We start from the raw sequence: 14,912 nt of genomic DNA, 5'->3' as shown, positions 1-14,912 counted from the left end.
CCTAAAACTGAAAATAAATAAACTGCTGGGCATCATAACCCGGCCCGTAAACGCCAAAGACCGCCACAGCGCCGATCAGCGCCAGGAGCACTCCCCAGCGGAACCAGAGATTCTGCTCCGCAAGAAACGCATCCGGCAGCTGTTGTTTGAAATACCGGACAAGCTCCACAAGGAAAAGTACCGCAAGACTCACAACCAGCACATTTATCTCTGTCCGGTCAAGTCCCAGATTGTAAAGCTCTCCGTTAAAGAAGGACCAGAGATCCGGTTTCGTCAGCATACGCCGGATATAACCAAGCGCATCCCCGATACTGGGGGCACGGAAGAAGATCCACGCAAAGGCCGTGAGTAAAAAGGTCACAAGCACCTGTCCCAGGCGGTAGCTGACGGCCTCTGTCTTTGTATGGAGCCTTTTGTTGATTTTCTCCTTCACACCCTTCAGCTCATACCCGATAATCTGATACAGGCCGTGAATGCCTCCCCAGGCCACAAAGCTCCAGCTGGCTCCGTGCCAGAGTCCGCTCACCAGAAAGGTCGCCATCAGATTGAAATAGCGGCGCAGCTTTCCGCAGCGGTTTCCACCCAGCGGAATATAGAGATAATCCCGAAACCAGCTGCTTAAGGATATGTGCCATCTTCGCCAGAAATCTCTCATAGAACGCGCAAAATAAGGAGTGTTAAAATTCTCCATGATACCAAAATCCAGCACCTTAGCCACACCCAGCGCCATCATCGAATAGCTGGCAAAATCACAGTATATCTGAATCGTATAGGCCACGGCTCCCACGAGCAGCCCAAACATTTCATACATCCGATAGTTGTCAAAAACCTGATTGGCCAGAATCGCCGCTCTGTCTGCAATGACCATTTTCTGAAACAGGCCGAAAAGCAGCAAAACCAGGCCGCCCGCCACACGGTCAAAATTCCAGAGCTTCTTCTCCGGCAGCTCCCGGATCTGGCGCAGCAGATTCGTGGAACGTTCGATGGGGCCGGAAAGAATCACAGGGAAAAAGGAGACAAACAGCGCGTACCGCACAAAATTTTTCTCCGGCTTTGTATCACCCCGGTACACATCCACCAGATACCCCAGCGCCTGAAACGTGTAGAAGGAAATGCCTACCGGAAGCGCAAAGCTGAAGGGTCTGGACACAGGCCCGGCTCCCAGCATGCCAAGAACCGTATTCAGATTTCCCAGCAGGAAATCAAAATATTTAAAGAAAACCAGCACCGCCAGGCTCGCCGCAAAGGTCAGAGCCAGCACCGTCTTTTTCCTGTTTTCCGGCGCTCTTTCAAGCAAAAGCCCTCCGCAAAAGGTTACTGCCGTAGAGAACAGCAGAAGCACCGCGTATTTCGGGCCTGCACTCATGTAAAAAGCATAGCTGGCTGCCAGAAGCCAGATACAGCGCAGCTTCCTGGGAATGATAAAATAGATTAACGCTGCCACCGGGAAAAAGACAGCAAACTGCAGGGAATTAAACAGCATTCGTTCTGTAGTCCTCCATCAGCCTCTCAAAGGCCGGCATTGAATTCACAATCGTTTTTTCAGATACACAGTAGGCAATGCGTACGTAGCCCGGGCAGCCGAAATCATCACTCGGCACCAGAAGCAAATCATATTTTTTCGCATGCTCACAGAAAGCAACGGCATCCGGCTCCAGAGCCTTCACAAACAGATAGAACGCACCCTGAGGCGGCACGCAGGTATATCCCAGCTTCTCCAGGCCGCCCATCAGAAGATCCCGGTTGCGGCGGTACGCAGACAAATCTCCCGTATCCTCCACACACCTCTCAATCACCTTCTGAAACAGGATCGGCGCACATACATAGCCCAGCACTCTGGCCGCGCCCGCGATCGCGGGCGCTACATGCTCATGATCCGCAATGCGGTCAGGAATCACAATGTAGCCGATCCGTTCGCCCGGCAGCGACAGCGACTTGCTGTAGGAATAGCAGACCAGCGTATTCTCATAATATTTTGTCAGATAAGGCACCGGAATATCGTCATATACGATCTCCCGGTAGGGCTCGTCCGTGATAAGATAGATCGGCGCGCCGTACTCTTCTGATTTTCTCCGCAGGATTTCGCTTACGCGCTGAACGGTCTCCTCAGAATACACCACTCCGGAAGGATTATTCGGCGTATTTACGATGACAGCTTTCGTCTTTGGTCTGATCATCCCCTCAAACACATCCGTATCAATCTGAAAATCCGGAATTCTCGGCGGTACCACCTGAAGGGAAGCGCCCGTGGCTTCCACCCAGCAGCGGTATTCCGTAAAAAAGGGCGCAAAGGTAATCACCTCATCCCCCGGATTGCACAGGGCCTTCAGGCAGATGCTTAAGGAAGCTGCCGCCCCGCAGGTCATAAAGATATGATCCGCCGTAAAGGACTCTCCGAATCTTCTGTTCAGAGACTCTGCAATCGCAGCACGGACCTTCGGATCGCCCGGCGCCGGAGAGTAGGCGTGCAGATTCTCTGCCGGCTCCTTCAGAAGCTCCAGAATCGCCTCCTTCACAGACACCGGCGCCGGGATGCTGGGATTTCCCAGGCTGAAATCATAAACCCTGTCCTCTCCCACCTCGGCTTTCCGCTTCAGCCCGTACGAGAATATCTCTCTGATGATGGAGCTTTTGCTTCCCAATTCATAACACTCCTGTGAAATCATACTCTGTATCCTCCTCGTTTCCTTCTTCCATATATTGTGTCTCTATCGTCTCCCGAAAAGCAGAAAATAAACCCAGATATCTGCTTCATCACCTGAATATTGTTTTTATTGTAGCACAGCGAGAGCCTCAGGACAAGAATTGTATGGGAATAAGTGCCGGATCTCCAGCAAAAATACCCCCAGAGCTCCGGATTTCTCCTTTGCCCTGGGGGTATTTCATCCGCCGGCCCACGACCAGCGCGGACTAAATCATAGATTTTTCGTTCTGCTTATACCAGCTCCAGCAGCACTTCCATCGCTGCATCGCCCTTACGCTGGCCGATCTTTACGATTCTGGTATATCCGCCGTTGCGGTTTGCGTACTTCGGCGCAATCTCATCAAACAGCTTCGCAGGCATATCTACCTTCTTGGTATTACGCTTCTTGCCGGCAGCTGCAGCCGGAACCTCAGTTACCGGATACAGAACCTTCAGCATCTGGCGTCTTGCATGCAGCCTGGAAGGCTGATCCTTCTTGATCGTCTTCTCTACCTCATCGTATACGGTTACCTTCTTGCCGTCTACGACTTCCTTCACGCGCTTTCCGTCTTTGTCCTTGCGCGCTACCTTAGCTGTTACAGTAACGGTATCGAAGTTATCCTTCTCCTTTACTGCAAGGGCAATCAGGCCTTCTGCAATCTTGCGTACTTCCTTAGCCTTTGCCTCGGTAGTTACAATCTTTCCGTTCTCCAGAAGAGCCGTTACCTGATTTCTCAGCAGGGCCTTTCTCTGGCTGGATGTTCTGCTCAGTTTTCTATACTTTGCCATCTTTCTTTTTCCTCCATCTGTGGAACCGCTTCCCCATGCATCTTCGGTCTTACTGGAGAAGGGCTGCTCCGGTCATGCTTATACGGCCGGAGCCTCCATAATTATTAAGACTCTTTGCTCGGAAATGGCGGAACCTCCCGGGGATATCCGGGAAGCAAACCCGCGCCTGCGTATTACTCCTCGCTTGGGTTCAGCTCCAGGCCGAGCTCCTTCAGCTTCGCCAGTACCTCCTCGAGGGACTTGCGGCCCAGGTTGCGGACCTTCATCATATCCTCCGGAGTACGGTTGCAAAGCTCTTCTACTGTATTGATTCCTGCTCTCTTTAAGCAGTTGAACGAGCGCACGGAAAGCTCCAGCTCGTCAATGCTCATCTCGAGCACTTTCTCTTTCTCATTGTCCTCTTTCTCTACCATAACCTCTGCGGTCTTGGCATTCTCGGACAGGTCAATGAACAGGCTCAGGTGCTCGCTTAATACCTTTGCAGCCAGGCTGACTGCCTCGTCCGGAACCAGGGTTCCGTTCGTATATACATCCAGCGTCAGCTTATCAAAGTCGGTCACCTGACCCACACGCGTATCCTGAACTGTCATGTTCACGCGCTCTACCGGCGTGTAGATGGAATCCACCGCAATCACGCCAATGGGAAGATCCGGATTCTTATTCTTCTCCGCGCTTACGTAGCCTCTGCCCTTCGTAATCGTCAGCTCCATGTACAGCTTGCTGTCCGCGCCGCCGTTCAGATGAGCGATCACAAGCTCAGGATTCAGGATCTCAATATCGGGATCTGCCTGAATATCAGCCGCCGTCACAACGCCTTCACCGTCAAACTCGATGTAGGCGATCTTCGGATCGCTGCTGTCGCTTGTATTCCGAATAGCCAGATTTTTGATATTCATAATGATCTCAGTTACGTCTTCCTTTACTCCGGGAATGGAACTGAACTCATGCAGAACACCCTCAATCTTTACCTGGCTTACTGCTGCACCCGGTAACGAAGAAAGCATGATTCTTCTCAGGGAATTGCCCAGTGTCGTACCATAGCCTCTCTCAAGCGGCTCAACTACAAATCTCCCGTATTTCTTATCATTTGAAATCTCTGCAATCTCAATTTTCGGTTTATTAAAATCGAACACTAAAAGGCCCCTCCTTCATATTTGGTCTGGGTGTTACGCTGCCGAATGTCTGGCTACAGCTTACTTGGAGTAGAGCTCGACGATAAGCATCTCATTTACCGGTACGTCGATAGCATCTCTGGACGGAAGCTCCTTTACAGTTCCCTTCAGGGCCTCCAGATCAGACTCCAGCCACTCCGGAACCAGTCTTCCGCCGGTTGCCTCTACGATATCCTTGTATCTCTGAGAGCTCTTGCACTTCTCCTTGATCTCGATGACATCGCCGGCCTTTACCAGGTAGGACGGGATATTTACCTGCTTGCCGTTTACCAGAACGTGCTTGTGATCTACGATCTGTCTTGCCTCTCTTCTGGTTCTGGCAAGGCCCAGACGGAACACTACGTTGTCCAGTCTGGATTCCAGCATGATCATCAGGTTTTCACCTGTCATGCCCTTCATTCTATCAGCTTTCTCATAGTAATTGCGGAAAGGCTTCTCCAGAACGCCGTAGATGAACTTTGCTTTCTGCTTCTCACGAAGCTGCAGTCCATACTCGGAAACCTTTCTGCTGGATCTCTTTAACTCTCTTGTTGACTTTTTATCAATACCTAAAACGGTCGGCTCCAGACCAAGGGAACGACATCTTTTTAAAACCGGAACACGATTTACTGCCATTGCTCTTCTACCTCCTAATTAGACTCTTCTGCGTTTGGGCGGACGGCATCCGTTATGCGGAACGGGTGTCACGTCACGGATACTAACTACCTCAAGGCCACATGCCTGAAGTGCACGGATTGCAGCCTCACGGCCGGAACCCGGTCCCTTAACCATTACATCTACAGTCTTGAGTCCATGTACCAGAGCTGCCTTGGTTGCTGTCTCAGCCGCCATCTGTGCAGCATACGGAGTAGATTTCCTTGAACCTCTAAATCCCAGACCACCGGCACTTGCCCAGGAGAGAGCATTTCCTTCAGTATCTGTCAGCGTTACAATCGTATTGTTAAAAGATGACTGAATATGTGCCTGTCCGCGTTCAACGTTTTTCTTTACGCGCTTTTTTGTCACTTTCTTTGTAACTTTCGCCATTTTAAACTAACCTACTTTCTTCTTTCTTAAAAATAAAAAATCAGGAAACACCACGGTCACTAAATTCATTTCCTCGTTTCACTCGTCATTCATTAAGTGTCCGGGTGGGCTTTCGCACTAACCTCAAGCTGCAAGGTGAATTGGCCGTAAGGCCAAGAGAAAGTCCCCTGGGGGACGCGCCAAGCGCTTGCTTTCGCTAAGTGCGGGGTGCCTATTTCTTCTTGTTTGCTACGGTTCTCTTCGGACCCTTTCTCGTTCTCGCGTTCGTCTTTGTCTTCTGACCGCGAACCGGAAGTCCTTTACGGTGACGGATACCTCTGTAGCATCCAATCTCCTGCAGACGCTTGATATTCATAGCGATCTCACGTCTCAGGTCACCCTCTACCTGATAGTCAGCGTCGATCACTGCGCTGATTCTTCTGACCTCATCGTCAGTCAGGTCTCTTACACGGGTATCCGGATTTACCTTCGCCGCTTCCAGAATCTTGTTGGCGCTTGCGCGTCCGATGCCGTAGACGTAGGTCAAGCCGATCTCCACACGCTTCTCTCTCGGTAAGTCTACACCAGAAATACGAGCCATTTGATTATTCCTCCATTTTGAAAAAATTGGGTTCGGGCGTTTTTTAATAGGTGCCCGCTGACACTTTCCTAAATGAGACACGCTTTCCCCGCGCGTCCAGCCGGATAAAGACCCGGCCTTTCAGATACTCTGTATACACATTTCTCCGTTTTAAGCAATATCATTGTGAATAATCCTGGTGAAATCTATTTTGTAAATACATTGGCGCTCTCCCTTCCGGGACTGCCATGACCGCTGAATCCGGCCTTTTTGCTCCTGTCAAGCGCGCAATGCACAGCCGCACAAAATTTTTATCACAAGAATCACAGTCTGCGGAATTATCCCTGGCGCTGCTTATGCTTCGGGTTCTCGCAAATTACTCTGATACTACCTTTTCTTTTGATGATTTTGCATTTCTCGCAAATGGGTTTTACAGATGATCTTACCTTCATCGTAAAAATCCTCCTTTCACATCTTGCGTTCTCCTCATCCTCCCGGCGACTGGGTTCTGAAGCGGAAGGGGTTTGGAAAACAAGGCGTCTCTTGCTTCAGACCTCTTTCGGACATCCCGCATAAAATCCGGCTTTCGGACTTTTTCCTGTCCTGCGCCCCATAAAAAAGCGCGCAAAAACAGGCGCAAAATCCCCGCAGAGATCATACGTATAGTAGTCTAGCATAACAGAACCTGGAATGCAAGCATTTTTTCTGTATTTTGCCAAAAACTTTTTTCCACTGAAATGAAAAGTTTATTTCCACTTTGAAGGTGGCGACCGCTGGCGCACAGCGTCTGGCAGGAACAATCCGCCGCTGCCTGCCATTGTGAACAAACATCACAAATGATATACTTAGATATACATATAAGCAGATACAGCCGGAATTCCGGCAAACACGGAAGGAAAGCGCAAAAAGGAAACGGGAAAAGGAGAAGGAAAGGGAAGATGACAAAAAAAGAAATCAGCATTCAGGAAATAAAAGGAATCCGGATCGGACAGGCCGAAAACTCTGCAGCCGGAACCGGCTGCACCGTATTTCTTTCAGAAAAGGGAATGGCTGCCGGCCTGGACGTCCGGGGCGGCGGGCCTGCGTCGCGTGAATCAGAGCTTCTGAAGCCCCTCGCGGCGGCACAGGCTGTCCACGGAATTCTGCTGGCAGGCGGCAGCGCCTACGGACTGGACGCGGCAGGCGGAGTCATGCAGTATCTGGAGGAGAGGGGGGTCGGCTTTGAGGTCGGCCCCTCCCTCAGGGTGCCGCTTGTATGCCAGTCCGATCTGTTTGACCTGACCACAGGCGATCCGCATGTGCGGCCAGATCGTGCTATGGGGTACGAGGCCTGTATGAATTCAGAAACGAACGGAACAGGAAACTACCGGGACGGAAATTTCGGCGCCGGCTGCGGGGCTACCGTGGGAAAATTTGCAGGCATGGATTACTGCATGAAATCCGGCATCGGCAGCTGCGCCTTTCAAATCGGCGGGCTGCAGGTGGGCGCTGTCGTAGCTGTCAATGCTCTTGGCGACATCTATGACTGGAAAACCGGCAGAAAAATAGCAGGGCTTCTGGCTGAAGATAAAAGGTCCTTCCGTTCCACAGAAGAGCTGATGTATGCCAATACGGAAATCATAGAAAACAAGTTTACAGGAAACACCACCCTGGGCGTCGTCATCACCAACGGAAAATTCAACAAATCCTCCCTGTGCAAAATCGCGGGCATGGCACACGACGGGTACGCCCGTTCCATACGTCCCGTACACACCTCCGCCGACGGGGACAGCATCTACGCCGTTTCTGTCGGAGACATACCGGCAGACCAGGATCTGACCGGAACACTGGCAGCCGAAGCTGTAAGCGAGGCTGTTATCCGGGCAGTAGAAAGCGCTGTAAGCGCTTATGGGTACCCGGGACTCGGGAAGCTTTCTTAGACCTCTGCGGCAGGAGAGGGCCTTAACGGCCCTGCTCTCCTGCTGCTATCTCTCCTTCTGACAGATAGATATATCCTGCGGAGAAATTTTCATTATAGAAGTAGTAAACGCCATCCTCCGGCGCCGTCAGCGTATAGGAAAACTCTTTGGCCTTCACATGCAGCTGTGCGCTCTGGAATGTGTGATTGCAGATATACCCTACACTCATAGTCTCTCCGTTTTCCACATCTCCCCCAAAGACCTCTGACGGATCTATCCGGTAGCGCAGAGTCAAGGTCTGCCCCTCCTTAAGATACCACCCCTCTCCATTCCCCCTGGCAAAAACAGTGACATCGCCATTGCCGGAAAGAAGCGGTTCTATCTTCCAGCTTTTCCCCTCTGAAGCCTCGTTCAGCTCAATCACCGTGATAATCTGTCCGTCATAAAGGCAGGGATTTCCTTCCCGGTCCAGCCCGATCTCCCGGATAATTCCATCTGTCTGCTCAGACGCCGCTTCCGCCGTCATGTATGGAGAAACCTCCGGCATCTCTGTACCTGCGTGCTCCTGCCCGATTCCCTCTTCTGCATCCTCTGATACTGCATACTGCTTTTGTCCTACAAGCTCCCTGTTTTCCTCTGTGATACGCGTAGTTCCCCGGATAGTCCGCAGCACGCTGGCCGACACGGGAACAGATGCAAGAAGCACCAGAAGCATCACGCAGAGCGCAACCCTCGCCTTCGAAATTCCCCTGTGCTGTTCCGGACGTCTTTCCAATATATTCTGAAGCTTCTGTTCATCCGCCTGAATATAGGAAAGCTCCCTGTCAATCTCTTCTTTTATATTACGCTTCATCAAAATATCCCTCCTTCAGTCTGGATCTTAGCATCGCTTTCGCCCGTTTCAGCCTTCCTCCCACAGTGCTGGCAGGAACATGGAGAAGCCGCGCAATCTCCTTCACGGTCAGTTCCTGATAATAATATAGAAGAATCACTTCTCTGTACTTCACAGGGAGCGCCATAATTTCGCCGCTGACCCAGAGACGCTCCTCTGTCTCTTCCGGTCTGCAGGACCTCAGCCCTTCCGATATGTTTCCCGCTTCCGTCAATTCCTCTATGCTCCGTTCCCTGTAAGCGGGAGATCTGAGTCGGTTCCGGCAGACGTTTATGGCGATCCGGGTCAGCCAGGTCTTCATCGAGGCCTGTCCGCGAAAACCGGGCAGTTTTCCCCAGGCCCGCAGAAAGGTCTCCGATACTGCATCCTCTGACAGATGATAATCCTTCAAATAGAGATAGCAAAGCCTTTGAAGCTCTGTCCCGTATCTGTGGTACAGCTCCGTCAGCTGCTTTTCCTGCTCATTCATAGGCTCCCTCCCTTCTGTTCTCCGTATCCTGTAGCAGCATATCCATCAAGATATCTACATCATATTAGACACCTCAGCTGCAGAAAATGAGACATAAAAAAACGCCTTAAAGCAACATTTCCGGCACATCGCCCGCTGTCTTTAAGACGTTTTTTCCGTTTTATAAGCTGTCGTGCACAGTCACAGAACATATCCTTCCGGCAGTCTTATTGCCGTGCGGAGAATTCCCGAATATACCTGTCTGTCTCCTGCATAATTGTCCTGAGGGTCTCCAGATCCTGCAGCGCGTCTCCGGTTTCCATCGAATGATTCGCATGCTCCGTCAAAAAGAGCGGCAGTCCCCTCTTTGCACACTCCTCCTTGATGGTCTCTGTCTTTGCCCAGTCGTCGCCCGTCCCATGGAACACGATCCCTTCCGTCCCAATAGCCTGAAACGACGCTGCCACCGGAGTGTAATAGACATGTCCTGCGCCAATCTGTTTTTTCCTATCATAGGACGCTGCCACAGCCGTCCCGATGCTCTTGGACAGGAACAGCACATGGCTGCAGGAAGAAAAATCTATCCTTGAAAGCTGCTCTTCCACATAGGCAGACGCCTGCTCATAGGCCTCATACATTTTCTTCGCGTCTCCCTTGATTCCAGACGGAAGTCTCCCATACTCCGCGCAGATTACTTCATAGCCATACTGCACGGCCAGCTTTCTGCTGTAATACAGAAGCGGCTTATCTGCATGATACCCCACTCCCGGAAATACTACAGCGATTTTATTATTTTTCATCACATTCGCCCTCCATTTTAAAGCTTTCCTTCGGAAACGTATACCGGGGCAGCCCCTTACTGTGCCTTCCATACTCAATCGCTTCCTTCGGGCAGCGGCAGATACAGGCCATACAATGAGTACAGCTGTTTCCCCACACAGGCTTCCCTTGATTCAGATGAATATTTTGAAGCGGACAGACCCTTTCGCATTTCCCACAGGAAATACACGCATCCGTCACATAAAATTTTTTCGAATGCACAATTACAGGATAAAAGATGTCGTTTACAATTCCGCTGCTCACTCTGTCTCCAAGCGTAACACCCGGCTCCGGAAACGCTCCCTCTCTCTTAATCACAGAAGCCGCCTGGTCAATCGCCTCTTCAGCCTGTCTGATAATCCCCAGGGCTTCTTTCTCTGACGGAGTCCGGAACAACGCAATATAATTCTCCGGCATCACCACCTTTGCACATCCACGGTAGTTCAGCCCCTTTTTCGCACACAGCGGTTTCAGGTATTTTCCTGCATTCCCAATGCTGTCGCCGCAGGTCATCACAAAATAAATATCCCTGTTTCCCGACAGCTCTGTCCTTTCCAGCCATTTCTGTAAAATACGCGGTATTCTCCATGCGTAGGTAGGTGTCACGATCACCCACGGCTTTTCTGAATTTATTCCGGAACAGTCGCCGTCACGCAGCCTCTCGAACAGATTCAAGACCTTGTCACCCGTCGCTTTTCCAATTCTTTCCGCTGCGTATTCGCTGTTTCCGGTTCCTGAAAAATATAGAATCATAAGTTCTCCTCCAGCAGTATCTCCTAATTTCTGGATTCATAGTACATATAAGTAAAAATCTCTGCAAACAATGATATAGTAAATGCAAGTGCCTTCTTATTGTAAATCTTCATACTGCTTATCCTCGAATTCCTTATTTTCCCTCAGACAGCATAAATCCTCTACTGTAACGCCAAACACCTGCGCCATCCTGTACGCCAGCATAAGTGACGGACTGTACTGCTCCTTCTCAATTGAAATAATCGTTCTCGAAGATACATGAACCAGATCGGCCAATTGCTGCTGTGTCATATTTGCCGCCGTCCGCAATTCCCTCACCCTTGTTTTCATGCACTCCTCTCCTATCAATATGCTCTCCTATCAATGTGAAGTTTGCTTCTTGTGAAGTTGACTTCATGTTATCACGCAGAGACAGATCTGTCAACGACTATATGAGATCGTTTTCTCACTTATACTATTTGAGAGCAGCTTTACAAAAAATTTCGTGATACTTATCTGGAAAATCCGGAATGAGGAGGGGCATGGAACTGGATGCTGCAGCTGCATTGTAGAAGCATTTCGCTGCAGCGCAAACGCAGCGGGGTACAAAAGTGTTTCGATCCAGCTCTTGATACAAACTTTAGCTTTTCTGTCTGGGATAAACGGCGCGGGGGTACTTGTTATCCCTTTTTATGGTCGAAAATAGCAAACGGGCTCCGAAGAGCCCGTTTGCGAATCATGCTTTATTCAAGCTTTATATAACTGATTTTCTACTATAATCAGTCACATCGCTTCCAATCTTTTCAACCAACGCTTTCACATTCATTTGCTTATTTCTCACCGCCATCAATTCATCATTCGTAACCCCTATAAATTCTATAAAATCAACCTTTCCATTTTGAGTATCTATGGAACCCAGTTTGTCATCCGGCACCGTGACAAATCCTGTTATATCCGATTTCATGTTCGCATCGATGCCTTGCGTTTGCCCCGTATATATCGTTTCATAAGCCTTAAAAAGCTCGCCATGTGTAAAAGTAATTCTGGCAATAGACTGCAAAATTCCACAAATACATCTTATTTCTGCCTCTTCCTCTTCGCAGCAATCTTTTTTCAGCTTGAACGTAAATTCCATCCCGTAACCGCTGACAGCTTCATTATCAGATTCTTTTTCGAAGATTTCTGACAAACCATAAGTCACAAAATGCCAATAGTCTCCTCCGTCATACACACTAATTCCTTCAAGCGGATCATTTCCACCCAAATCCCAGCTGATTATGGTCCCGTAATGTTTCGGTTCTTTTTGGTCTGGATATACTTTTTCACAAGCATTTGTAATAGCATCCCAGCCGGCTGCCTGAACCTCCTTTTTGTTCGATTCATCATCCTTTTTCTTAAAGCGGCTAAACAATCCCATAATTTTCTCCTTTTATAAACCTCAGCTTCTCTTAAATCATGCAAATTTAAGATATTTCCTTATTTACCCTTTATGTAATATTATAGTATAATTATTTTCAAGCTTCAAGTTCACAATCCACCCGATTTTCATACAAATATGGTAAAATATAAACCTCTCTGTATATTTCCTGCACACAAATAACTAAAAGCTCTTAAAGCGGGCAGCAAAAAATAATTTCACAGGTGACTGGATATGAAAAATTTCAAACGAACTAATCTGCTTTTCTCTTTGTGTGGGCTGAACTGCGGTCTATGTCCTATGAACTTAAATAAGTATTGTCCCGGCTGCGGCGGCGGAGAAGGAAATCAATCCTGTTCCCTGGCAAGGTGCAGTCTGCAGCACGGAAAAATAGAGTATTGTTTCCAGTGCGAAAACTATCCCTGTCCAAAATATGACCATATAGATGAATTCGATTCTTTTATCACGCACCAGCATCAGAAGCTGGATATACAGAAATTCATAGAACAAGGGGCAGAGACCTATTCATCCGTACAGCAGAATAAGCGAATTCTTCTAAACCACCTGCTCAATTCTTATAATGACGGGCGAAAAAAGACCCTTTTTTGCGTGGCAGTCAATTTGCTGGAGTTGGAGGATTTGGAAAACGTTATAGCCGAATTAGATGAACGTGCTTCAAATTTATCTTTGAAAGAAAAAGCGGCTCTTGCGTCCGGTTTACTGCAAGAAGCCGCCGAGAAGAAAAATATTATCCTAAAATTGCGTAAAAAGAAATAAGGCTGCCTCAATCATCCTTCTTCTATCTAGACAGACCGACACAGCTTATATCTTTTTTATGATTTCAACATACTTTTGAAAGCCATTCTCATCTTCCTGCGGATACGTATAGCCGGACTGTTCCGCGACAAACTGTGCCGTTTGATGAAACAGCTCACAGGCTGTGTCAATCGCCTTCCAGAAATGCTCATAGCTGCTGTCCGAATACGTTTTCAGATACTGCAGATACAGGTCTTCCGGCAGATACCTTTTAAAGTACTTATTCATTTTCCCACAGGATACAGAATAATCGGTCCGAATTCCCACATACCAGTTCAGCATCTGCTCCAGCATACTGCGCACAAGCATGTTATATGTACCCATGGCAAAGGGCAGTTCATCTCTGGCAATCCCTTTCACCACATCACACAGGCACCAGAAAAACTCCTTGCAGCAGCCCCGATACTTCTTCCCGGTCGGCGGAGTCACATAAAACTCCTCATCTGTCGGCGGCGGCAGCTGCGGCAGGCATCCCACTTTATCCAATAGTGGAAGAAACAGCCTGTTTCGATTTTTGCCCTTTTCCATCGCCGACACCGTCTCTACTCCAATATCAATACGGCTCCCATCCTCAAACAGCAGCAGCCAGGAATAGCTTTCCTCATAGTGGCTGCGTATTCCAAACCGTTCCCCATAACCAAAATCATCATCCTGCTCCTGCCTGAGCATAATATCCCCGAATTCATTCAGCCATGCCGGATCAGAAATAAAGCTTTCTGTCTCCCTGACCACATACATTACGTCAAAATCCCGATATCGATCTTTCGGGGCATGTGGATTAGTCCTCGAACCTTTCAGATAAGCCGCCAGGACTCTGTCATCCACTTCAGCCGTATGTATAATTAAGTTCATAATTTCTGTGTCTGTACGCAATTTTATGTCTCCTTTTCCATTCCAAGCTCCGGTAAAGTAAGCATCGCAAATATTCCAGAGCGTTATTCCCGAGCGTAATTATGGACTATGGTAATTTAATTAAGAAAAAGCGGGGCAAGAATCACCTGCCCCTATGCTTCTCTTTCTTTTTCTGCTGTTTCAGTTCAAACTGCCGCTGTTTCTCTGCTTCCCGTTGTTCCCGGCTCACAGCCTTACGTTCAGTTTTCAACTGCTCCTGCTGTAATTTTAAAGCCTGCTGAGACCTCGTGCCTATTCCGGTATTCTGTACCTGCTTTTGCACTTCTCTCTGTACCCGTTTCGGATTGCGGCCAGCTTCTTTTACAGCAGTTGCCACAGCCGGACTAAACCGCAGCCGGTAGTAATTTTTCAGGATAAAATCGTATATCTCATACTCCTTCGGTTCCGCTCCGAACGTAACCTTACATACAGATAGCTTTCCCTCCGATATGCGTTCAAACACACCGATCCAAAATGGTTCCTCAAAAAATACTGTCAGCCTGCCCGATACTTTGTCCATGACAATTCCTCCTTAAATGATTGTGATGAACAAAGAACGGACGACCCTAAGGAGGGAGGGTTACTTACACCGAAACGGTGCGGCCGGACTACCTACCGGCTCTGTAAGAGAGCTTATCCCTTACGTTGTGTTTTTATCTTTGCTTTCTGATTTTAACATATTATCGGAAATTTAGCTATAAAAATGAGGGATGGGAGATGCCTTGCTTTCTGAAATACGGAATATCAGAAATTTAACTTCTTATGGACTT

18 protein-coding genes are annotated in these 14,912 nt (G+C 48.7%); 2 read left to right on the top strand and 16 right to left on the bottom strand.

From position 1 onward, the window contains the following. Position 1: 1 nt before the first annotated feature. From B5E77_RS02095 to rpmJ, 8 genes are all read right to left on the bottom strand, one after another. Entirely contained in the window at positions 2-1,483 is a 1,482-nt protein-coding gene (locus B5E77_RS02095; RefSeq protein ID WP_087163739.1) for an MBOAT family O-acyltransferase, read from the bottom strand. Beyond that, complete coding sequence (locus B5E77_RS02090) at positions 1,473-2,666, bottom strand: pyridoxal phosphate-dependent aminotransferase (RefSeq protein ID WP_087163738.1); 1,194 nt, start codon at positions 2,664-2,666, stop codon at positions 1,473-1,475. Before B5E77_RS02090 ends, B5E77_RS02095 begins: the two co-directional genes overlap by 11 nt. Before the next feature lie 269 nt (positions 2,667-2,935). Beyond that, positions 2,936-3,472, bottom strand: coding sequence for a bL17 family ribosomal protein (locus tag B5E77_RS02085; RefSeq protein ID WP_087163737.1), 537 nt, complete (start codon positions 3,470-3,472; stop codon positions 2,936-2,938). 173 nt (positions 3,473-3,645) lie between these two features. Then, complete coding sequence (locus B5E77_RS02080; protein ID WP_087163736.1) at positions 3,646-4,605, bottom strand: DNA-directed RNA polymerase subunit alpha; 960 nt, start codon at positions 4,603-4,605, stop codon at positions 3,646-3,648. A 60-nt stretch (positions 4,606-4,665) separates the two neighbouring features. Next, on the bottom strand, positions 4,666-5,259 hold the full coding sequence (rpsD, locus tag B5E77_RS02075; RefSeq protein ID WP_087163735.1) for a 30S ribosomal protein S4: 594 nt from the start codon (positions 5,257-5,259) through the stop codon (positions 4,666-4,668). 18 nt (positions 5,260-5,277) lie between these two features. Further along, complete coding sequence (gene rpsK, locus B5E77_RS02070) at positions 5,278-5,670, bottom strand: 30S ribosomal protein S11 (RefSeq protein WP_087163734.1); 393 nt, start codon at positions 5,668-5,670, stop codon at positions 5,278-5,280. A gap of 211 nt (positions 5,671-5,881) precedes the next feature. After that, the gene (gene rpsM, locus B5E77_RS02065) at positions 5,882-6,250 is read right to left on the bottom strand and encodes a 30S ribosomal protein S13 (protein WP_087163733.1); all 369 of its coding nucleotides are present in this window, start codon (positions 6,248-6,250) and stop codon (positions 5,882-5,884) included. A 317-nt stretch (positions 6,251-6,567) separates the two neighbouring features. After that, positions 6,568-6,681, bottom strand: coding sequence for a 50S ribosomal protein L36 (gene rpmJ, locus B5E77_RS02060; protein ID WP_003497809.1), 114 nt, complete (start codon positions 6,679-6,681; stop codon positions 6,568-6,570). Between the two features lie 486 nt (positions 6,682-7,167). Between rpmJ and B5E77_RS02055 the strand changes: the two genes are divergently transcribed. Further along, on the top strand, positions 7,168-8,148 hold the full coding sequence (locus tag B5E77_RS02055; RefSeq protein WP_087163732.1) for a P1 family peptidase: 981 nt from the start codon (positions 7,168-7,170) through the stop codon (positions 8,146-8,148). A gap of 22 nt (positions 8,149-8,170) precedes the next feature. Here B5E77_RS02055 and B5E77_RS02050 read toward each other — a convergent pair whose 3' ends face one another. The 6 genes from B5E77_RS02050 to B5E77_RS02025 form a co-directional block, all read right to left on the bottom strand. Next, positions 8,171-8,980 carry a hypothetical protein gene (locus B5E77_RS02050; protein WP_087163731.1) on the bottom strand — a complete coding sequence of 270 codons (810 nt, stop codon included), beginning with the start codon at positions 8,978-8,980 and terminating at the stop codon, positions 8,171-8,173. Beyond that, the gene (locus B5E77_RS02045; RefSeq protein ID WP_087163730.1) at positions 8,970-9,488 is read right to left on the bottom strand and encodes an RNA polymerase sigma factor; all 519 of its coding nucleotides are present in this window, start codon (positions 9,486-9,488) and stop codon (positions 8,970-8,972) included. The genes B5E77_RS02050 and B5E77_RS02045 overlap by 11 nt, the downstream gene beginning before the upstream one ends. A gap of 206 nt (positions 9,489-9,694) precedes the next feature. Next, positions 9,695-10,267 carry a hypothetical protein gene (locus B5E77_RS02040; protein ID WP_087163729.1) on the bottom strand — a complete coding sequence of 191 codons (573 nt, stop codon included), beginning with the start codon at positions 10,265-10,267 and terminating at the stop codon, positions 9,695-9,697. Next, positions 10,257-11,039, bottom strand: a complete 783-nt coding sequence (locus B5E77_RS02035) for an EFR1 family ferrodoxin (RefSeq protein ID WP_087163728.1) — start codon at positions 11,037-11,039, stop codon at positions 10,257-10,259. Before B5E77_RS02035 ends, B5E77_RS02040 begins: the two co-directional genes overlap by 11 nt. A 96-nt stretch (positions 11,040-11,135) precedes the next feature. Then, complete coding sequence (locus B5E77_RS02030; protein WP_087163727.1) at positions 11,136-11,369, bottom strand: helix-turn-helix transcriptional regulator; 234 nt, start codon at positions 11,367-11,369, stop codon at positions 11,136-11,138. Between the two features lie 403 nt (positions 11,370-11,772). Further along, positions 11,773-12,435, bottom strand: coding sequence for a suppressor of fused domain protein (locus B5E77_RS02025; RefSeq protein WP_087163726.1), 663 nt, complete (start codon positions 12,433-12,435; stop codon positions 11,773-11,775). A gap of 234 nt (positions 12,436-12,669) precedes the next feature. Here B5E77_RS02025 and B5E77_RS02020 point away from each other — a divergent pair, with 234 nt between their 5' ends. Next, positions 12,670-13,212, top strand: coding sequence for a DUF3795 domain-containing protein (locus tag B5E77_RS02020; protein WP_087163725.1), 543 nt, complete (start codon positions 12,670-12,672; stop codon positions 13,210-13,212). Between the two features lie 45 nt (positions 13,213-13,257). Here the strand turns inward: B5E77_RS02020 and B5E77_RS02015 are convergent, their stop codons facing one another. Both B5E77_RS02015 and B5E77_RS02010 read right to left on the bottom strand, forming a co-directional pair. Then, entirely contained in the window at positions 13,258-14,124 is an 867-nt protein-coding gene (locus B5E77_RS02015) for an aminoglycoside 6-adenylyltransferase (protein WP_087163724.1), read from the bottom strand. A gap of 121 nt (positions 14,125-14,245) precedes the next feature. After that, positions 14,246-14,662 (bottom strand): YjdF family protein, encoded by a 417-nt coding sequence (locus B5E77_RS02010; protein WP_087163723.1) that lies wholly within the window; start codon positions 14,660-14,662, stop codon positions 14,246-14,248. Positions 14,663-14,912 lie beyond the last annotated feature (250 nt).

The sequence above is a fragment of the Lachnoclostridium sp. An131 genome (assembly GCF_002160825.1).
Taxonomy (GTDB): Bacteria; Bacillota; Clostridia; order Lachnospirales; family Lachnospiraceae; genus Laedolimicola.
Note: the sequence above shows the minus strand (reverse complement) of the source record. Positions and strands in the feature narration are given on the sequence as shown.